The sequence below is a fragment of the Chlorobaculum sp. 24CR genome, assembly GCF_004118635.1.
In the GTDB taxonomy this organism is placed as follows: Bacteria; Bacteroidota; Chlorobiia; order Chlorobiales; family Chlorobiaceae; genus Chlorobaculum.
In genome coordinates this window covers 1-20,146 of record NZ_SDGU01000018.1, presented here as the reverse complement: position 1 = coordinate 20,146, position 20,146 = coordinate 1, and the positions used below count along the sequence as shown (strand labels likewise).

Below are 20,146 nucleotides of genomic sequence, written 5' to 3'. Positions count from 1 at the left end.
TGTTTCAGTTGAATTGCCAGAACGAAATGGCGGTCAGCGGATGACCGGCGACGGTAAAACCGTCACAGCCTGAACGGCACTGATAACAGGTGACGATGAACGGGTCATGCCCTTGATGATAGTGTTGACCGGATTGACGCGAAAAAGGCGAAAAATGGGCGATGAGATGAGTGCGGCAGGATCGATGGGGGTCGATGGAAAACAGCACGGATCGCGCCGGGACGCCAAACGGCGCACGGAACAGATCGTGATAGACAGGAGGAACAAATCGACTGAAAAGCGAGCGGAACAGTCGGCTGCGCATCGACCAGATCGATGCCCGAACCCAGCCTGTTCCGAAAAGCGGAACGGAGGTGTGTTTCATGGTAGTATGTTGCTTTATTCCCGAAGCCAAAAAATATGAGGCAGGTCTTCTGACTTTCCCGGATTCTGCCGGCCTTCCCATCCCTGAACGGGACAGTGGCATTGTCGGCGAACCGTGTCGCCAGCCTTGCGGCCAGCGCGGGATTACAGCAGCGGGTACTGTTCCGGACTCTCACCGGATTCCCTTTTAAGCCCGCATGTTTCCATGACGGGCACCACATAATCGGATGAAGTATAAGAAAAAGAAGGGTCTGGGCAAATGCTGGACGAATTTTTTTCGGCCCGAACAGGACGATTCCCCCCGATGCAGGGACCGTAGGGGCAATCCCTTGCGGTTGCCCTTCTCCTCGCGCCTGCCCTGTCCCCGCCATCACCACGCCCCGATTGTTCCCGTTCGTCTATGACCGCGCCACCATCGGAAACCATTCGAGCAACGTTCGCCAGTGGCGATCAACAATTTCGCCGATTGGCGTCAGATCGAATCGGAGTACAGAATCGGCGTCGGGATTGGGAGGCGTTTCGAGAAGACGGGTAGCCGCGAGGGCTACCCCTACAGGAGGTATAGGTTTTGGCGGGTTTACCGATGATGTGTTGGTGGATCGTGGTTCACGATGCCTGCGGAGCGTTCGGGGGATGGATTTGTCAGCCGTTACCGAATCTTGCCGGGTTTTCGTTGTCCCGTTCCCAATTGCCGGGATTGTTTCGGATATACGTTCTGATGTTGCCCAAATCCCGTTCATTTCTGATAACCCGCTCAAAGTAGTTCCGCTGCCAGATTTTCCCGATCATATCCAGGCGGTTCTCTTCAATGTGAGCAAGAACATCCTTGACCGACTTCGACTTGAACGCCCCGATAATCATTCCCAACGTAGGGCCTGTAGGGGTAGGCCTCGCGCCTACCCTGTCCCCCGCGCCTACCCTTTTCCCGGCATCACGTTGTCGCGATTGCTCTGATTCGTTGATGACCACAATGCCATGCAAATGATTTGGCATGACAACGTATTCGTCCAACGACACCATCGGAAACCATTCGGGCAACGTTCGCCAATGGCGATCAACAATTTCGCCGATTGGCGTCAGATCGAATCGGAGTGCGGAGTCAGGTTCGGGGTTGGGAGGCGTTTCGAGAAGACGGGTAGCCGCGAGGGCTACCCCTACAGGAGGTATAGGTTTTGGCGGGTTTGCCAATATCTGGTCGCCGTTGCGAATACAAATCGTTACGAAATATGCACCGCCTTTTGAATAGTCATAGTCGGCCAACCGAATTGAACGTCGATGATGTTTTGATGGATCGTAGTTCATCATAGATCATAACGACTGGCGTCACCCGGCGGCGCGCAGCGCCGTCCGCTGCATGCTGTTGTTAGGCGGTGCCTTGGTAGGGTGCCATCCAAGACTAGGCATCGACTCACGGATCTTCACTTGAACAGCGCAACCAACGTGCTGACCACCGTGGCCAAGCCGACCACCGCGGCAACGGCAAACGACGCCCAGGTCGCTAAGCGCTGTGAGCGTTGCAGCTCGAGCATCTTCAGTTCCATGTCGCGGCGGTCGAGATCGTGGTACTCGCGGAAGAGACGTTCTGCGTCCAACCGGGCCGACTCCAGCCGGTGCTCATCCTGCGCGCGTGCATCCGGGTCTCCGTAGCCGGAACCAGGCTGAAAGAGCTCGGCGGCGAGCTTGGAAGCCGCCTTGCTTGCGTCGAGCCATCTCTCTCGCGCTGCTTCGACGCCGCTGCTCTCCGTGGTTCGGTTCATGTCATTCGCCTCGTTTCTCGTTCGCTGCGTCAACCCGCCTAACGCCCAGCTCACCCGACGAAAACCGCAACGCGGTTTTTGGTCGGGTGAAGCGCCGTGTTATGCGATGCAGTCCGTGAAACCACACTAACCTTCAGATTTCATGGCATTTACTATGCGATCTGTTCGCTTATCGGCAAGATGACTATTCACGACAAATAGGGCATGAATCATGCCGGGAATCCAAAACAATAGTGTTAGTAATATATTCAGAATTCCCTGTACTGGTTTTCCACATAGGAAAACAGCAACCGGAGGAAGGATAATTGCAAGAAGGTATCTCATTTGTGTGTTTCTCCTTGTGAGTAGGCGTCATTTACAATCATAAGCTTCAATTCGTATTGCGCATAACAGTGTTTATATGGTTTCCGCATAAGACGCCTGCAACCAGCAGTCATAAAATCAGATAATTCATTATTTTTCAAGCTCTTACATTCATCACACCATTTTTTGCGGTGGTGTGATACGGATCAGCAGAACCCTCACTCTTCAAAGCCTACTCAACCAGCCATCATTCAAAAAAGAATTTACCGTAAAATCCCCCAAAACCAACCCCATCACGCCCCCGGCTTCACCGGCAGCACCAACCTGAATCCCCGGAAATCGTTCACCGCTTTCGGCACGACGTACGAGCGTTGCGAGGCGCGGAAGGCGAATTTGTCGGGGTAGCGCCAGCAGCCTCCTCGTTCCTGGCGGAGCGCGTCGTCGCCGTCGGTGGCGGTTCCGAAATCGCCTTCGCCTTGCCAGATCGAGCACCACTCCATGATGTTGCCGCTCTGGTTCCACGCGCCGTAGCCGGAGACCCCTTCGGGGTACGCATAGACCGGGATGGAGAACGCTTCGAGGTGCACGCTACGCCGCGGGTTCTCGCGGTCGAGGTCGTCGCCCATCGTGAACTTGCCCGCGGGCACGAGCACCATCGAGGAACCCTCGCGCTCGTTGACGATGACCGGCGGAAGCGCGTCGGCGGACGGGCGGCTGGTGGCCGGTGGCTTCGACGAAGGCGCGGTACTGGCGGTTTTGTTGCTTTTCAGACTCAGCTCGACAGCATCGATTCTGAACTGCTTGCTGTACTGACGGCGTGATGGTGGTTGCGCCATACTCGTGTCCTCCTTTTTCGATAAGGTATGGCTTCTCGACCTGTCCATGAAGAAAATAGCAGGCTCAGTAGATGATATTTCATGCCTATGACGAAGCTAAGGCTGGCTCTCAGGAAACCATCCTTTTTGAGGAGGCGGTGCGTGAGACAGGTGAAGGTTTTACAGTAGTTCAATGAACTCCTTGAGCACGTCAGACGCTACGGTTGGACGATTATTGAGCCTTTAGCCCAGCATCCTTTCCTCCCGTCGCAACATTTTCCCCTCTTCTCAATTCATAATTCAACATTCATAATTCATAATTCATAATTCTCCCTTACTCTTTCCCGCTTTCCATAATAATGTGCTTGATCGAGCTGGCGAGGTGGGAGACGATGTCTTGCGCCAGGCCGCTGCCTGATGTTGGCGCGCCGACGGTGTCGAGGCTTTCGATGCCGGCTTTCTTGACGGCGTTGCTGATCGTCACGGAGAGGATCGGGTTGCACTCCTTGACGATTTCCCGCAACATGAAGGCGGCCTCGAACATGCTTTGCTGCACGATCTCCTGCCGGTCTTCGAGCGAGAGCACCTGGCAGTGCTTCGAGGCGATGATGCCCGCCAGGCAGGTGAGGTAGGTGTTGGTCGCGCCCGCCAGAAACAGGTTGAGGAAGAAGGGCGTCAGGAGGTTGCCGCCAGGCAGGAGCGAGGAGAGGGTGTTGCTGAAGGAGCACTGGATGATCGGCTTGATGTGCGCCGGAAGCTCGTCCTTGTTGAAGTCCGACAGCGGCAGGCACTCATAGACCGAGCGGAGCAGCACCAGAAACTCGCGAAGCGAGTGCTTGCGGTGGTAGCTCGTATAGATGCTCCAGACCAGCTTGATATTGTTGATGAGCGAGGTGGTTGTGCCATACGAGGTGTTCTGCGCGAAAGCTCCGATGAAAAAATTTTTCGTGGCCACGGTTTTGGTTGTGTTGAGCGCATCGACCTCATGGAGCTTGAGGTTGGCCTTGATCCACCGCAGGTCGTGCTTTTGCTGGCCGCCATCGGGATGAGCGCGATGCACGGCGAGCGATTTGCCCAGCCAGGCGATATACGGCTCGAAGTTGCTGCCGCCAACCCGGTCGGCCAGCGGCGGCGCTTTCGGCGCGCTCCACAGCCGGAACCCGGCGGCCGCCGTGACGATGAAAAAAAGCGCCCAGAAGCCGAGGAACACATAGCCGGAAAAGGGAACGAAGCGTTCAAGCAGCATCGACAAGCTGTAGAGCTGGTTGACGGCAATGGCCGCCAGGAGAAGGATGATGAACGAGGCAGACAGCCTCAACCAGGAGAGCAGTTGTTTCTTCATGTTGGAAGGAAGCTGGTTTCTGGCCGGAACATGGTTATGGAACAGGCGCGAGAGACGCACTTGTTCCTTTCCATCCAAGGTAAGCTATCTGATTGTCTGAGGCAAAAAGACCGACGCTCACACCTGCTTTTCGATCTCCGGTTTTCTGATCGAGTGGTTTTCGCTCAGGAGGTAGTCCATGAAAATATCCTCGGCGGAAGGTAACTGCCATGATCCGTCCGGCAACTGGTTGGCGGTCTCCTTCAGCCGCGAAACCGTATGGCCGCAGGTCCAGCAGTCGTAGCGAGCCATGCCGGTGCAGAGGCAGGTGTGGTTTTTGACCACGAAACGGCCCTCTGCGGGGTTCCTTGATTCGAGCGCTTCGTAGTAGTCGTCGATGTAAGAGCATTTACCGTTGTTGTCGAGCAGATAGCCGAGACCCTCGCAGTTCGGCTTCATACCATACTGCAAGGTGGGCGACTGCTTCAGCATTCGCATCGGGTAGCCTGTGGGTGATGAAAGGTTGACCTCCACATCCTCCGGGCTGGCGTTGATGTAATGCTGCTTGACCTCGTCCGGCAGGCCCGCTTCCCTGGCGATGGTGAAGCGCGTGGCCACCTGCACGGCGGCAGCGCCCGCTTGCAGGTACTCGACCGCGTCGGTGCCGGTGAAGATGCCGCCAGCAGGAATGACCGGAATGTCGAGATTCTCCTTTTTCAGGAAGGCGATGGTTTCGGTGACGATCGTTTGCAGGCTCTGCGACTGCCAGTCATCCGGGCCGAAGCCGAGATGGCCGCCGGCCAGCGGGCCTTCGACCACGATATAGTCCGGCGGCCGCTGCAAACGCATGGCTCGTTTCAGGAAGATCGAGAGCGCTCGCACCGAAGAGATGATGATGCCGAGCTTGACGTCACGGAACCGTTCGTGTTCGCTGATAAGATCGAGGCTTCTCAGATTGAGTCCGGCGGCCAGCGTGATGCCGTCGATTCCGGCATCCATGGCTGCCTCCATGCGCACCTTGAGTGTCGCGGCGGAGTTGTTCATCGTGAGCTTCTCCATGCAGTTCATGAAGATCGCTCCATTGCCTGTTTTCTGAGCGATGGTATGGGAGACAAAGCGCTTTTGCGCCTCGGCGAGCTGCTCCAGATCGAACTGCACGATCGATTTGTCGCGATTGTTGATGTTCTGCGCGTACCGCTGACGCTTTTCGGCCACGTAGGTCGTGCCGAATATCTGGTCGCAGACCTGCATCACCTCGGCATCGGAGATATGACCGATACCGCCCAGCCGTTCCGCCGACAAGGCAAGCTCCGACGTCGAGATGTTGACTCCCATTCCGCCGATAACGATGGGGACGAACTCTTTTCCGCCGAGCTTTAATCTGAAATTGTTGACGTTCATGGTGTTCAGATCTGATACGTGCTGGTTACTGAGGTGCCACCCGGAGGGCGCTGGCTTGTTTCGCTGTCCGACGGGCAACGGTAACCGGTGCCGGAAAGTCTGGTTCGGTCGTCAAGCGTCAAAAAACATACAAGATATAATATTTCGAGCGATAATGCCATAATGGGCGGTAAACGCAGGATAAAAAATCCCCCTGCGCCAGGCATGGCGCGGCCCTGCCTGCGACGGAGAGAATGTTTGAGAATGGGTTTTCAGAATAGTAAATTGCCAAGCCTGTAAATGGCGCACTCTCTTTCTTTTTTCAAGATAAATTTTACGAGCACAAGGAGCGTTACATGAAGAAACTTGTCCTGCTGAGGCACGGTGAAAGCCAGTGGAACCGGGAGAACCGTTTCACCGGATGGGTGGATGTCGATCTTTCCGAAAAAGGAAGAGGGGAGGCCAAGGCCGCCGGTCAACTGCTCAGAGATGAAGGCTTTGTGTTCGACATGGCCTACACCTCGGTGCTCAAACGCGCCATCAGGACGCTCTGGACGGTGCTCGACGAGATGGACCTGATGTGGATTCCCGTCACCCGTTCCTGGCGACTCAACGAGCGTCACTACGGCGCGCTTCAGGGTCTGAACAAGGCCGAAACCGCCCAGCGCCACGGCGACGAGCAGGTGCTCGTCTGGCGGCGCAGCTACGACACCCCGCCGCCGGCCCTCACCGAAAACGATGAATTCTGGCCGGGCAAGGATCGCCGTTACGCCGCCCTCACACCCGAAGAGCTGCCCGCCACCGAGTGCCTGAAGGATACGGTCGCCCGCTTTCTTCCCTACTGGCACGAAACCATCGCCCCGCAGATCAGGGATGGCAAGAACGTCATTGTCACCGCGCACGGCAACTCGCTCAGGGCGCTGGTCAAGTATCTCGACAACATCTCCGACGAAGATATCGTCGGTCTGAACATCCCGACCGGCATTCCGCTGATCTACGAACTCGACGATGACCTGACGCCGATCAGGAGCTACTACCTGGGCGATCAGGAGGAGCTGAAAAAGGCCCAGGAAGCTGTCGCCAAACAGGGCAAAGCCTGAAGACGGCGAGCGTGCCGCGAAAGAAGGGTTGAAACGGAACTCCCCGGCTTTCGGGGCGAGGGCAAAGGGTAATGAATTTTCTGTTCAATACCTTATATTCTGCCCTTTGAAAGAGGAACGTCCCGTTTTTTTGAATTTTTCTGAATTGATGTGCCTGAAAATATGAAAGCAAAGCATGAAGGGGGGCTGTACGATCCACAGTTCGAGCATGACGCCTGCGGTGTAGGATTTGTCGCCAACATCAAGGGGGTCAAGTCTCATCAGATCATCCGTCAGGGCTTGCAGGTTCTTGTGAACATGAAGCATCGCGGAGCCACCGGCTACGAAAAAAATACCGGTGACGGCGCGGGCATTCTGATGCAGATTCCCGACAAGTTCATGCGCAAGGTGTGCGCCGAGAGGAATATCGAACTTCCGCCTGCCGGTCAGTATGGCGTCGGCATGATTTTTCTGCCGCCCGACCTGACGCAGCGCCGCGCCATCGAGGATATCTGCCGCCAGATGGTGCAGGCAGAGGGTCAGAAATATATCGGGTTGCGCAAGGTCAAGACCAACAACGCCACCCTCGGCCAGACCGCCCGCGCGCAGGAGCCGGTGGTCAAGCAGATATTCGTTGGCCGCGGCAGCGACAACATGACCGACCTCGAGTTCGAGCGCAAGCTCTACATCATCCGCCGCCGTATTTTCAAGCGCGTCCGCTTCACCTCCGGCTTGCTCGGCAGCAGCTATTTTTACGCTTCGAGCTTCTCTTCTCGCACCATTGTCTTTAAAGGGATGCTCAATCCGGAGCAGGTCGAGGAGTTCTATCCCGAACTGAAAGACCCGGACATGGAGAGCGCCATCGCCATGGTGCACTCGCGCTTCAGCACCAACACCTTCCCGAGCTGGGATCGCGCCCATCCGTACCGCTTCCTGAGCCACAACGGAGAGATCAACACCCTGCGTGGCAACGTGAACTGGATGAAAGCGCGTGAAAAGAACATGCACTCCTCCATCTTCAAGGGCGCGCTCGAAGAGATCAAGCCGATTCTGCTCGAAGAGGGCAGCGACTCGGCCACGCTCGACAACGCTTTCGAGCTGCTCGTCATGTGCGGACGCTCGATGGCCCACGCCGCGATGATGGTCATTCCGGAGCCGTGGTCGGGCAACGAATCGATGGATCCGGACAAACGCGCCTTCTACGAATATCACAGCTGCCTCATGGAGCCGTGGGACGGCCCGGCGTCGGTGGTCTTCACCGATGGCATCCAGATCGGCGCGGTGCTCGACCGTAACGGCCTGCGCCCGTCGCGTTATTATATAACAAGCGACGACCTGGTGGTGATGGCTTCCGAGGTCGGCGTGCTTGATATCGACCCAGAGAAGATCATCAAGAAAGATCGCCTCCAGCCGGGGCGCATGTTCCTGGTCGATACCAGCGAAGGACGCATCATTTCAGACGAGGAGATCAAGAGAACGATCGCCGCCGAGAAGCCCTACACGGAGTGGATCGAGCGCAACGTCATCGACCTGGCCTCGCTGCCGGATCGCGAACTGATGCAAAATCCCGACCAGGACAACTACAGCATCACCGCCCGCCAAAAGGCGTTCGGCTACACGCATGAAGACCTCTCGCTCCAGATCAGGCCGATGGCCCAGAACGCCATCGAACGCATCGGATCGATGGGCAACGACACGCCTCTGGCCGTGCTCTCCAACCGTCCGAGGCTGCTTTACGATTACTTCAAACAGCTCTTCGCGCAGGTGACCAATCCGCCGATCGACTCGATCCGCGAGGAGATCGTCACCTCCACGACGGTCATGATCGGCACCGAAGGCAACTTGCTCGAAGCCGATGAGATCAACTGCCGCCGCATCAGGATTCCTCATCCGATCCTGACCAACGAAGACCTCGAAAAGATTCGCGGCATCGACAAACCGGGCTTCAAGGCGATCACCCTGCCGATCTTCTACAACGTGGCGGAGGGCGGTCAGGGCATCCAGGAGACGATGCAGGATCTGTACCGTCAGGCCGAAAGGGCGATCAACCACGACGGGGTCAACATCATCATTCTCTCCGACAAGGGCGAACTCGAACAGTCGCGCGCTCCGATTCCGGCGCTTCTGGCGCTTGCCGGGTTCCACCACTTCCTTATCAGCGCAGGTCTCAGAACCAAGGTCGGCCTCATCGTCGAATCGGGCGAGCCGCGCACGATTCACCACTTCTCGATGCTGATCGGTTACGGCGCGGGGGCGATCAACCCCTACCTGGCCTTCGAGACCATCAGCCAGCAGGTCTCCGAGGGGCGCATCACGCACGACGAGAAGAAGGCGATCAAAAACTACGTGAAGGCGATTGTCAAGGGCGTGGTCAAGACGATGGCCAAGATGGGCATCTCGACTGTGCAGAGCTATCGCGGCGCGCAGATTTTCGAGGCGGTCGGCCTGAACACCGAGGTGGTCGATACCTACTTCACCAAGACGGCTTCGCGCATTGAGGGCATCGGTCTCGACACGCTGGCCGAGGAGGTTCGCCAGCGTCACGAAACCGCGTTCCCGCCCTGCGGCAACAAGGTCAATCGCGGCCTGGAGGCTGGCGGCGACCGCAAGTGGCGTCACGACGGTGAGTATCACCTCTTCAATCCCGAGACGATTCACTACCTCCAGCACTCCTGCCGCACGGGCGATTACGAGCTGTTCAGGAAGTACGAGAAGCTCATCGACGACCAGAGCGAGCACTATTGCACGATTCGCGGTCTGATGGATATTCGCTTCTCCGAGCGCCCGGTGCCGATCGACGAGGTCGAGCCGGTCGAAAATATCGTCAAACGCTTCAAGACCGGGGCCATGTCGTACGGCTCGATCAGCAAGGAGTCGCACGAGACGCTCGCCATCGCCATGAACCGCCTTGGCGGCAAGAGCAACACCGGCGAGGGGGGCGAGGAACCGGAGCGCTTCGTGCGCGACGCCAACGGCGACAGCCGCATGTCGGCCATCAAGCAGGTGGCGTCGGGCCGTTTCGGCGTCACCAGCGAGTACCTGGCCAACGCTGAGGAGATCCAGATCAAGATGGCGCAGGGCGCCAAGCCCGGCGAGGGCGGCCAGTTGCCCGGCACCAAGGTCTATCCGTGGGTCGCCAAAACCCGCCACTCGACCCCCGGCGTGGGGCTGATTTCGCCGCCGCCGCATCATGACATCTACTCCATCGAGGATCTGGCGCAGCTCATCTTCGATCTCAAGAACGCGAACCCGTCGGCGCGCATCAACGTCAAGCTGGTCTCGACGGTCGGCGTCGGCACCATCGCCGCAGGCGTCGCGAAAGCTCACGCCGACGTGGTGCTCATCAGCGGCCACGACGGCGGCACGGGCGCGTCTCCGGTTTCGAGCATCATGCACGCCGGTATGCCGTGGGAACTCGGTCTGGCCGAAACGCACCAGACCCTCATGCTCAACAACCTGCGCAGCCGAATTGTCGTCGAGGCGGACGGCCAGCTCAAGACCGCGCGCGACATCGTCATCGCGGCCATGCTCGGCGCCGAGGAGTTCGGCTTCGCCACTACCGGCCTGGTGGTGATGGGCTGCATCATGATGCGCTGCTGCCAGGACGACTCCTGCCCGGTCGGCATCGCCACGCAGAACCCGGAACTTCGCAAGAACTTCAGGGGCAAGCCGGAGCACGTCGAGAACTTCATGCGCTTCCTGGCCCAGGGCGTACGCGAGTACATGGCCAAACTCGGCATCCGTACGCTCAACGAGCTGGTGGGCCGTTCCGACCTGCTCGCCACCTCGCGCACCATCGGCCACTGGAAGGCCAAAGGGGTCGATCTCTCCAAGATTCTGCACCAGGTCGATACCGGCGACAACGATACGCCGTACTGCACCACGTCGCAGGATCACGGCATCGAGGAGAGCCTCGACATGCGCGTGCTCATGGCGATCTGCGAACCGGCCATCAAGCGGGGCGAAAAGGTTTCGACCACCCTGCCGATCAAGAATATCAACCGCGTCGCGGGCACCATTGTCGGTCATGCGGTCACGAAGGCATGGGGCAGCAAGGGGCTTCCGGATGACACCATTCACCTCAAATTCATCGGCTCTGCGGGCCAGAGTCTTGGCGCATTCATTCCGAAAGGGATGACCATCGAACTGATGGGTGACGCCAACGACTACATCGGCAAGGGCCTCTCTGGCGGCAGAATCATCGCCTATCCGCACAAATCCTCGACCTTCACGCCGGAGGAGAACATCATCGTCGGCAACGTGGCCTTCTACGGCGCGACCTCCGGCGAGGCGTTCATTCGCGGCATGGCGGGCGAGCGCTTCTGCGTACGCAACAGCGGCATGGAGGCGGTCGTCGAGTCGGTGGGCGACCACGGCTGCGAGTACATGACCGGCGGCAAGGTGATCATTCTCGGCAGGACAGGCCGCAACTTCGCGGCGGGCATGTCGGGCGGCGTGGCTTACGTTTACGATGTCGATGGAGCATTCGCCGGACGCTGCAATCAGGATATGGTCTCGCTCTCGGCGGTCGAAGCCAAGGAGGAGCTCGAATGGCTCCGCTCGAAGATCGAGCAGCATGTGGCGGTGACCGGCAGCGAGCTTGGCAAGAGCCTGCTCGCGGAGTGGCCGAACGCCTCGCAGCGTTTCGTCAAGGTGCTGCCGAACGACTACCAGCGCGCCGTCGAAGCGATGAAAGAGGTCGAAGCAATGGGCCTGACCGGTGACGATGCCGTCATGGCCGCCTTCGAAAAGAACGTGCACGATCCTTCCCGTGTTTCGGGGAACTGAAATTGGGCGAGTCGCCTGAACAACGTATTACGACCTATGGGTAAACTGAAAGGATTTATGGAGTACCGCAGAGCGCTTCCCGCGGACAGGGAACCTCTGGAGAGAATAAAGGACTGGCAAGAGTTTCACGAAGAGATGCCGCCGGAGCAGCTCGCCGACCAGGGCGCGCGCTGCATGGATTGCGGTACGCCGTTCTGCCACTCGGGCATGATGCTCGGCGGCATGACCACCGGCTGCCCGATTCACAACCTCATTCCCGAGTGGAACGACCACGTTTATCGCGGCTTCTGGCGCGAAGCCTGGGAGCGGCTCATGAAAACCAACAACTTCCCGGAGTTTACGGGCCGCGTCTGCCCCGCTCCGTGCGAAGGCTCCTGCGTACTCGGCATCATCCAGCCGCCGGTCACGATCAAGAATATCGAGTGCTCGATCATCGAACACGCCTTTGCCGAAGGGTGGGTCGAGCCGAAGCAGATTGCCGTTCGCACCGGCAAAAAGGTAGCCATCGTCGGTTCCGGCCCGGCGGGCTTGGCAGCCGCCGATCAGCTCAACAAGGCCGGTCACACGGTCACGGTCTTCGAGCGTGATGACCGCGCTGGCGGCCTGCTCATGTACGGCATTCCGAACATGAAGCTCGACAAGCAACAGGTCGTGCAGCGCCGCGTCGATCTCATGAAGGCGGAGGGCGTCGGCTTCGTGACCGGAGCCGAGGTCGGCGTAAACTATCCGGCCGAAAAGCTGCTCTCGGAGTACGATGCCGTGGTGCTCTGCACCGGCGCGACCAACCCTCGCGACCTCGATGCCGAGGGGCGCGAGCTTGATGGCATCCACTTCGCCATGGAGTTCCTCCGCGCCAGCACGAAAGCCGTGCTCGACGGCACCGAACCCGCGCTCTCCGCAAAGGGCAAAAATGTGGTGGTGATCGGCGGCGGCGACACCGGAACCGACTGCGTGGCCACCTCGCTGCGTCAGGGGTGCGCGAGCGTCATGCAGCTCGAAATCATGCCCCGTCCGGCCAACTTCCGACCGGACGACAACCCGTGGCCCGAATGGCCGAAGGTCTTCAAGGTCGATTACGGCCAGGAGGAGGCTGCCGCCGTGCAGGGCCAAGATCCGCGCCGCTACCTCATGATGACCAAGAAGTTCATCGGCGAAAGCGGCAAACTCACGTCGATCGAGGTCTCCAGCGTCGAATGGACCAAACAGGAGGGCGGACGTCACATCCCGCTACCGGTATCCGGTAGCGAAGAGATCATTCCCGCCGACCTCGTGCTGCTGGCCATGGGCTTTCTCGGCCCCGAATCGCAGCTCCCCGAATCGCTCGGTGTCGAGCAAGACGGGCGCAGCAATATCAAGGCCGACGAGAAAAGCTACCGTACCAGCGTCGGCAAGGTCTTCGCCGCGGGCGACGCACGCCGTGGCCAGAGTCTCGTGGTGTGGGCCATCAACGAAGGGCGCGCCGCCGCACGGGAGTGCGACCGCTTCCTGATGGGCAGCACCAGCCTGCCGTGAACGAATCGGCAGACAAGAGTGTTGCAAGAGAACGAAAATGGCTGAATAACTCCGGATACGTTTTATGGAACAGCAAAAACTGAGGGAACTGCTCGAAACCCTGCATCAGGAACTCGCAGAGGTCGGCACGGTCGATGAGCAGACCGGAGAGGTGCTCGCCACGCTGAAGGCGGACATCTCGAAGCTCGTCAAGGATGGTGCGCAGGCGTGCCAGGAGGAGGAGAGCCTCACGGAGCGCATGAGCGACGCCGTGGGCCACTTCGAGGAGGAGCATCCCCGGCTCAGCATGATGATTCAGCACGTGCTCGACAGCCTCGCCCGCATGGGACTGTAGGCGCGCGCGTGCCCGAATTATGAATGATGAGTTATGAATGCTGAATGACAAGAGTTGTAGGGGCAGTTCCGACAGATCGGAACTGCCCTTTGATTCAGTCAGAAACGAAAAATTTCGAGGCTTCAGCCGAATAATTTCAATAGCGTGAACGTGTCGGCAACGGCTGCACAATCACAACCGATACCAAATGATAAAAGACAAAGAGCCGCGTAAAGGCCAGGGCGGCGGAAGGAAGGGTTACGGATCGGAACCGCCGGTCATCTGCTCCTTCTGTGGCCGGACGAGTCAGGAGGTCAACAGCATGGTCGCCGGGCCGAGCGCCTTCATCTGCGACCGCTGCATTCTCAGCTCGGTTGAAATTCTGCGCAAAGAGATCAGCGCAATCCGCCACCCCGACAAGCCTGCGGAACCCGCATTCCAGCCTCGCCTGAAAAGCCCCGTGAACATCAAGGAGGCCCTCGACCAGTACGTCATCGGTCAGGAGCAGGCCAAGAAATCGCTCGCCGTGGCGGTCTATAACCACTACAAGCGCATCGATGCCCACGACTGGTCGTCCGCGGATGATGTGGTGATCGAAAAGAGCAACATTTTGCTCATCGGCCCCACCGGCACCGGCAAGACGCTGCTCGCCCAAACGCTGGCCAACCTGCTCGAAGTCCCCTTCACCATCGCCGACGCCACCTCGCTCACCGAAGCGGGCTACGTGGGCGACGACGTCGAGACCATTCTCGCACGGCTTCTGCACGCCTCCGACTTCAACCTCGAACGCGCCGAGCGCGGCATCATCTACGTCGATGAAATCGACAAGATCGCCCGCAAATCGGCCAACGTCTCAATCACTCGTGACGTCTCCGGCGAAGGCGTCCAGCAGGCGCTGCTCAAGATTCTCGAAGGCTCGGTGGTTGGCGTTCCCCCGAAAGGCGGTCGCAAGCACCCGGAGCAGCAGCTCATCAACATCAACACCAAGAACATCCTCTTCATCTGCGGAGGAGCGTTCGAAGGCCTCGACAAAATCATCGCTCGCCGCGTCTCCAAATCCTCGATGGGCTTTGGCTCCAAAGTCAAGGACAAGCAGACCGGCTACGATCCCGAAATCCTCAAGCTGGTCACGCAGGACGATCTGCACGACTACGGCCTCATTCCGGAGTTTATCGGACGTCTGCCCATCATGTCCGTCCTTGAGCCGCTCGACGCCGTCGCCCTGCGCAACATCCTCGTCGAGCCGAAAAACGCGCTCGTCAAGCAGTACAAGCGCCTGTTCGAGATGGACGGCGTCGAACTCGAATTCACCGCCGAAGCGCTCGACCGGGTGGTTGAAATCGCCATAGAACGCGGCACCGGCGCGCGCGCCCTGCGCTCCGTGCTCGAAAACGTCATGATCGACATCATGTTCGAACTGCCCACCCGCAAGGATGTGCAAAAGTGCGTCATCACCGCCGAAACCATCGACAAAACCGGCGGGCCGGTGTATGAAAAGAAGGATGGAAAAGAGCGCAAGATCGCATAAAAAGAATTTGGATTCAACCGGGAAAGTCCTATATTAGGGCCTTCTCAAAGGGGCGGTTAGCTCAGTTGGTTAGAGCGCTACCTTGACACGGTAGAGGTCAGAAGTTCGAATCTTCTACCGCCCACATCCCCTCTAAAGCCCTGTAAGACAACAACTTACAGGGCTTTTTCTTTTCCCCGAAAAGCCCGAAAAAAGCCCCATTTTCCGCGTTTTTGAGTGTTATTCAGCCTTTTTTCTATTGTTTTTGCGACGTATGTGCGACGCGCGAAAACAGATTGGTACGCATTTTGAGGAGGCATAAATGAGACTCACGCTCAAACACCGGGTGTTGAACGCCAAAGAGCGGAAAGGGGGGCACTCTTTTTTATCTCGAAATTTATGACAACAGAAAATCCGAACTATCAGGTCGAGCAGATAGACGAAATAGAAAGCAAGAATAAGTACCTGTCCTTTGAGAAGATCATGTTTCTCGACAAGACTTTGTATCGACAGAAAGGCCGACGAGTTGCATTTCTGTTCATCAGGCAAAAAGGCACGGGTGTGTGGGTTGTTATCTCGTTGCTAAGAAATCATTTCAGCCTGATCTAACCCACACCCGAATCCCCCAAAAATCTGAGGCTGTCTCGATGTTGTTTTCGAGACAGCCTCTTGCTTTTTACAGCGTTACGCTCAGCGAGGTTTTGACGTTGATGCCGGGTTCGTAGAGGAAGTCGGCCATGTTGAGGTGGTTGCGGTAGGTTCTGTCGAACAGGTTGTTGACGGCGAGTGCAAGCGTGACGTTTTGGGAGAAGCGGATGCCGGTTTTGAGGTTCACGAGGCTATAGCCGGGGGTCGCCTCTTCTCCTTCTGCCGGATGGTTCTGATCGGCGTAGAGTTCGCTGTTGATCTCGAACCACCACGAACCGCTGCTAGCATAGCTGCTGTCCCAGCGGATGCCGACTTTGCCGTTGGTTGGCGGGATGGTGGAGAGGCGCTGGTCGCTGTCCCTGTTTCTGCCGATGACCGATGAAATGCCGCCGAAGAGCGTGAGGTGGTCGCTGACCTGCCAGGAGGCGGAAGCATCAAATCCGTAGAGTTCTGCTTCGGGGATGTTGACGTATTTTTCCGTAGGAACGCCGTTGAAGGTTTCGGTCTGGGCCAAGAGATCGATGTAGTTATCAACGCGCGAATAAAAGAGCGAAACAACGCCGCTGACCGTTTCGCTTTTCATCTTCAGGCCGCCATCGATGTTCCAGGAGTATTCCGGTTCGAGATCGGGGTTGCCGAGAATGATCGGGTTGCTGCCCCTTGTCGAAAAGCGCTCAAACAAGTCCGGTGTCCTGAAGCCGGTCGCCAAGTTGATATTTGCGTTCAGATGCGACGAGAGCGGATGGAGATAGCCGAGGCTTGCCGTGACGGCTCCGTCCGATTTGTCGCTGAAGACGTTCGTTGCCGTTGTGGTGCCGCCACTTGTGGTTTTGGTGAATACGGCATCTTCGGCGTCGGCGGCGAAGTAGTCGTAGCGGACGCCTCCCGTCAGCAGCGCTCCGCTGTTAAAGCGTTGCGAATCCTGAACAAACAGCCCGACATGGTTGCGGTGCGCGTCAGGCGAAACCGGCGGGAAGGTAAGCACCTGCACCAGCGCGTCGTTCGAGACCTTGAAGGTCGAGGCGGTTTCGGACGATTGCGCCTCCTCCCTGACGTATTCGATGCCGCCGACGAGGGTGTTGTCTTCGCCAGGCTCGAAGGTCAACTGGAGCGACGCGCCCCGCGCTCCGGTGCCGATGGTGTTGCCTTTCAGCGAATATTTCGTGCCGTCACTGCTCGTGATGTTGCCGTCGAAGACCCGCTTCTGATCGACGATCCACCCCCGCAATTGCAGGTCGGCGACCGGGCCGAGGTCGGTTGCGTGCCAGCCGATTTTCCAGGTGTCGGTCTCGAAGGTGGTGAAGTGCGACCACGCCGCGCCATCTTTTTGCGGAACGCCCATGTCGTCGATGTCGCTTCGGCGGTACGATGCGCTGAGTTCATTGCGCTCATCGATTTTCCATCGCGCCGACAGGCCGTAGTTCATCCCCTCGAACTGGCTGTTGGCGACCCTCTCTCCGTTGCCATCCTTGTAGCTGCCGTGGTCACGCGACGAGGCTTCGAGCCGGATGGCGACGCTTTCGTTCGCTCCGTCGAGCACGAGGTTGCCGTACTTGCCGTTGTCGTTCGAGCTGTAACCGACAGTGGCGGATGGCTTGAACTGCCACGCGCCGCTCTCGGTGAAGGCGGGCTGGCGGGTGATGATGTTGATGACGCCGCCGAGCGCATCGGAGCCGTAGAGCACGGAGGCCGGGCCTTTGAGAATTTCGATGCGCTCGATGGTGCCGGTGTCGATAAACGGGGTGAGCGGATCGCGCCCGGCCCAGAGGTTGCTCTCCCGGTCGCCGTCGATCAGCACGAGCACCCGGTTGCTGCCAAAGCCCCGGATGGTCGGAATGGTTTCCCAGAGGCCGCTGCCATTGATGGTGACGCCGGAGGCATTGTCGAGCAGTCCCGCGATGCTCTCAACGCTCTCTTCGCGGATGGTTTCCTGCGGAATGGTTTCGATGTTTTCCGGAAGCGACCACGGATCTTCGGGCGTCCTGGTTGCGGTGACGACGATCTCGCCGGATTGATGGTGGTTCGGAGATTCCGCACGAGCGGTCGGAGTCGCCAGGAGCATGAGCGCGGCAAGCGCTTTGAGGTGGCGTTTGACGAGAAACGGGGAGTTGTTCACGGACATGGTGGGTTTGGTGATGGTTGGTAAACGACAATCATCGACCGCACGCATGGCCAAAACGCCTGGAACCGGTGAGCTGAAAGGCCTGGTCGCCAAGACGGCGCGCGCAATGCCAATGCCTTCGGCCTTCGTGTTGAACGGGGCGATGGTGCCCCGCACAGTTATGCGCCAGCGGTGGTCGATGAATCTCTTTACAGATCGGGAGTTTTGGGTTTATCGCGGAGCCATTTTCCCGTGGCTCTGAGCTTATGCTCATGCAATAATCATCCGGCAGGTTTCCTGACTTTCGCCAATTTTCGGTAAAGCCGCCTTCCCGCGTTTGTCCTGGGAGGAGTACTTGCAGTGGCTCGATGGCCTTACCCGGATGCGACCGGTTGAGGAGAGGTCGCGTCCATTTGGCGATGACAGTTGCGGGCACAGTCTGCGATTTTCACGCAGTTCCCTTTTACCCTGTAGCAACAGGCACCGGATGAAAAAGAACGTTCCGTCAGGCGGAAATATTGGCAAAAAACGGTTCGCCTCCAAAAGTCTCCGAAAAAAGTGGATCTCGAATCTGACGGAAACCGGCAGCTTCGCCGGAAGCGCCATCGACATCGCTCCGCACTCCAAATCTGCGGCGCTTGCCGTGCTCAACACGGTGCTGGTGCAAGGCGGAGCAGGTTTTGAAGAGCTATGGAACTCCTGAAAGAGGCGAAACCCGATGCCTACCTCGCCGCTTGCTTCAGGCTATGGCTTCTCGGAATAAGAAAGGATATAGTCCAGACCGGCATAGACACTCTCTGCAGAACGATTAAGGGTTAATTGCGCCATAATCTTTGCAAGCGGATGCATCTTGCCGACAAATGTCCGGTTTTTTGCCAGATACTCATGAAGCGGTTCATAGACATCGTCACGGATGGATTTGATATCAATATGCGCAAATCCGGCTTTGGAGAGCTTGTCCTGGTAGGAAGGGATTACGTAGTAGTTGTCTTGCGGAATATTGAATTTTCCTGCCACAAGGTTCCACGAAAACCATTGTTCTATTCGTCTGAAGGGGTTATCGGAGTTTTCTGTCGGCACAATGTCCGCTGTCACCAACCTTCCGCCTGGACGCAAAACGCGGAATGTTTCCTTGAAAAAGTCCTCACGGGTTCTGTAATGGAAAGCGCTTTCCACGGAAACAACCAGATCGATGGACTCATTATCAATGGGCATCCCGGTTGCCGAGCCTTCTCTCAGATCGATTGATTTTTCGAGACCCGCATCGGCAACACTCTTCCGGGCGCGCTCGACCTGGGAGCTCGTAATGTTCAGCCCGATGATTTTTTCGGGTTTCATGTTCCTCATCCAGAGGATGTCCTGATCGCCAAAACCGTACCCGCAATCCAGGACGGTATCGCCCGGCCCCATGCCGCCTCTTTTGGCCACCAGCAGCGCAAGCGCTTCACTGGCTTCATCAATGGTATTCGCCTCCCGCCAATAGCCGAGATTCAGATAAAGCGCATTCTCGGTAAGAGAAGAGGTGCCAATCAAGTCATAGACTTCCGTTGTTTTCAACCCGTGGAATGGATTGAAAAGCCAGTTCAGATATCCAAAAAAACGATCTATCGTGTCGTCTGACATGGTGATGATTTGTTTTCCGATGAAGCCGCCCGAATCATGTTCACCGTCCGTCGATGAGCCTCTTAACCTGTGAATGCGCCCAGATGATCGGGCGTGGTAAAAACTGAAGAGGCAACCAGTAACCAATCTACACGTGCATTGAGTAATTCGTTCAGCACTGCGGCTACGTTGAACCTGTAACGAAAAAGTGGACACTATCCCGAATCGGTGCGTACCGACAAGCTTTACCGGACGCGAGAGAACCGGAACTGGTCCAAAAAGCGAGGCATCCGCGATGCGGTCAAAGGCAACTTCGGCCAAGCGCAACGGCGATATGGTCGGCCGAGAGCAGCATGACGGCTGTCTCGGTCATTTTTCTGGTGATGAATCCGGGTCGGCTGTTCGACCAGCTTTTTTGCGCCGTTTCGAATGGCGCTGCCGACTGGCGAGCCGCATCGAAAATATCCGTCGGATGGGATCACCCCAGGCTGCGGCGATGCACTGCTGTTTGACCGCCTGTCGATTGGCTTGGCAGGGCCTAATTATCAACATAGCAACAAGTTAGTGGGCTTGCTACATTTTGATAGACACAAAAAGAAGCCATCATACGCCACGTCGTCAGTACTGACAAGCAGTTTAAAGTGGATGCCGTTGAGC

Annotated in this window: 17 protein-coding genes, 1 tRNA gene and 2 riboswitches; of the genes, 9 read left to right on the top strand and 9 right to left on the bottom strand. The window is 57.6% G+C overall.

The annotated features are described in order from the left end of the window. Positions 1-4: 4 nt before the first annotated feature. The 7 genes from EST62_RS03950 to EST62_RS03920 form a co-directional block, all read right to left on the bottom strand. A complete protein-coding gene (locus EST62_RS03950; RefSeq protein WP_129050809.1) occupies positions 5-364 on the bottom strand; it encodes a hypothetical protein in 360 nt (119 codons plus the stop codon). A 21-nt stretch (positions 365-385) separates the two neighbouring features. Then, positions 386-598: riboswitch (cobalamin riboswitch) on the bottom strand. 407 nt (positions 599-1,005) lie between these two features. Continuing rightward, complete coding sequence (locus tag EST62_RS03945; protein WP_209019406.1) at positions 1,006-1,668, bottom strand: transposase; 663 nt, start codon at positions 1,666-1,668, stop codon at positions 1,006-1,008. Between the two features lie 113 nt (positions 1,669-1,781). Beyond that, positions 1,782-2,120 carry a hypothetical protein gene (locus EST62_RS03940; protein WP_129050808.1) on the bottom strand — a complete coding sequence of 113 codons (339 nt, stop codon included), beginning with the start codon at positions 2,118-2,120 and terminating at the stop codon, positions 1,782-1,784. 126 nt (positions 2,121-2,246) lie between these two features. After that, the gene (locus EST62_RS03935; protein ID WP_129050807.1) at positions 2,247-2,444 is read right to left on the bottom strand and encodes a YqaE/Pmp3 family membrane protein; all 198 of its coding nucleotides are present in this window, start codon (positions 2,442-2,444) and stop codon (positions 2,247-2,249) included. A 272-nt stretch (positions 2,445-2,716) separates the two neighbouring features. After that, on the bottom strand, positions 2,717-3,259 hold the full coding sequence (locus tag EST62_RS03930; RefSeq protein ID WP_371414672.1) for an SUMF1/EgtB/PvdO family nonheme iron enzyme: 543 nt from the start codon (positions 3,257-3,259) through the stop codon (positions 2,717-2,719). A gap of 313 nt (positions 3,260-3,572) precedes the next feature. Next, positions 3,573-4,580 (bottom strand): hypothetical protein, encoded by a 1,008-nt coding sequence (locus EST62_RS03925; RefSeq protein ID WP_167599166.1) that lies wholly within the window; start codon positions 4,578-4,580, stop codon positions 3,573-3,575. Positions 4,581-4,697: 117 nt separating this feature from the next. Continuing rightward, positions 4,698-5,960: a nitronate monooxygenase gene (locus EST62_RS03920; RefSeq protein ID WP_129050805.1), complete on the bottom strand. Its 1,263-nt coding sequence runs from the start codon at positions 5,958-5,960 to the stop codon at positions 4,698-4,700. A 335-nt stretch (positions 5,961-6,295) separates the two neighbouring features. On the opposite strand from EST62_RS03920, the gene gpmA reads away from it, so the two are divergent. From gpmA to EST62_RS03890, 6 genes are all read left to right on the top strand, one after another. Continuing rightward, complete coding sequence (gene gpmA / locus EST62_RS03915) at positions 6,296-7,039, top strand: 2,3-diphosphoglycerate-dependent phosphoglycerate mutase (protein ID WP_129050804.1); 744 nt, start codon at positions 6,296-6,298, stop codon at positions 7,037-7,039. Between the two features lie 162 nt (positions 7,040-7,201). Continuing rightward, positions 7,202-11,806: a glutamate synthase large subunit gene (gene gltB, locus EST62_RS03910; protein ID WP_129050803.1), complete on the top strand. Its 4,605-nt coding sequence runs from the start codon at positions 7,202-7,204 to the stop codon at positions 11,804-11,806. A 36-nt stretch (positions 11,807-11,842) separates the two neighbouring features. After that, positions 11,843-13,318: a glutamate synthase subunit beta gene (locus EST62_RS03905; protein WP_129050802.1), complete on the top strand. Its 1,476-nt coding sequence runs from the start codon at positions 11,843-11,845 to the stop codon at positions 13,316-13,318. Between the two features lie 64 nt (positions 13,319-13,382). Next, a complete protein-coding gene (locus EST62_RS03900; protein WP_129050801.1) occupies positions 13,383-13,652 on the top strand; it encodes a DUF4404 family protein in 270 nt (89 codons plus the stop codon). A gap of 187 nt (positions 13,653-13,839) precedes the next feature. Next, the gene (gene clpX / locus EST62_RS03895) at positions 13,840-15,159 is read left to right on the top strand and encodes an ATP-dependent Clp protease ATP-binding subunit ClpX (RefSeq protein ID WP_129050800.1); all 1,320 of its coding nucleotides are present in this window, start codon (positions 13,840-13,842) and stop codon (positions 15,157-15,159) included. A gap of 50 nt (positions 15,160-15,209) precedes the next feature. Beyond that, positions 15,210-15,283: transfer RNA gene (locus EST62_RS03890), tRNA-Val, on the top strand. Between the two features lie 531 nt (positions 15,284-15,814). Here EST62_RS03890 and EST62_RS03885 read toward each other — a convergent pair. Next, positions 15,815-17,908: a TonB-dependent receptor gene (locus EST62_RS03885; protein ID WP_129050799.1), complete on the bottom strand. Its 2,094-nt coding sequence runs from the start codon at positions 17,906-17,908 to the stop codon at positions 15,815-15,817. Between the two features lie 46 nt (positions 17,909-17,954). Between EST62_RS03885 and EST62_RS03880 the strand changes: the two genes are divergently transcribed. Both EST62_RS03880 and EST62_RS13390 read left to right on the top strand, forming a co-directional pair. Then, on the top strand, positions 17,955-18,149 hold the full coding sequence (locus tag EST62_RS03880) for a hypothetical protein (RefSeq protein ID WP_129050798.1): 195 nt from the start codon (positions 17,955-17,957) through the stop codon (positions 18,147-18,149). 7 nt (positions 18,150-18,156) lie between these two features. Next, a riboswitch (cobalamin riboswitch) is annotated at positions 18,157-18,390 on the bottom strand. After that, positions 18,375-18,590 (top strand): hypothetical protein, encoded by a 216-nt coding sequence (locus tag EST62_RS13390; RefSeq protein WP_167599165.1) that lies wholly within the window; start codon positions 18,375-18,377, stop codon positions 18,588-18,590. It overlaps the preceding riboswitch by 16 nt. Before the next feature lie 41 nt (positions 18,591-18,631). Here the strand turns inward: EST62_RS13390 and EST62_RS03875 are convergent, their stop codons facing one another. Continuing rightward, entirely contained in the window at positions 18,632-19,510 is an 879-nt protein-coding gene (locus EST62_RS03875; RefSeq protein ID WP_129050797.1) for a class I SAM-dependent methyltransferase, read from the bottom strand. Between the two features lie 408 nt (positions 19,511-19,918). On the opposite strand from EST62_RS03875, the gene EST62_RS13625 reads away from it, so the two are divergent. Further along, a partial coding sequence (locus EST62_RS13625; RefSeq protein WP_209019405.1) for a hypothetical protein occupies positions 19,919-20,146 on the top strand: 228 nt, incomplete at its 3' end.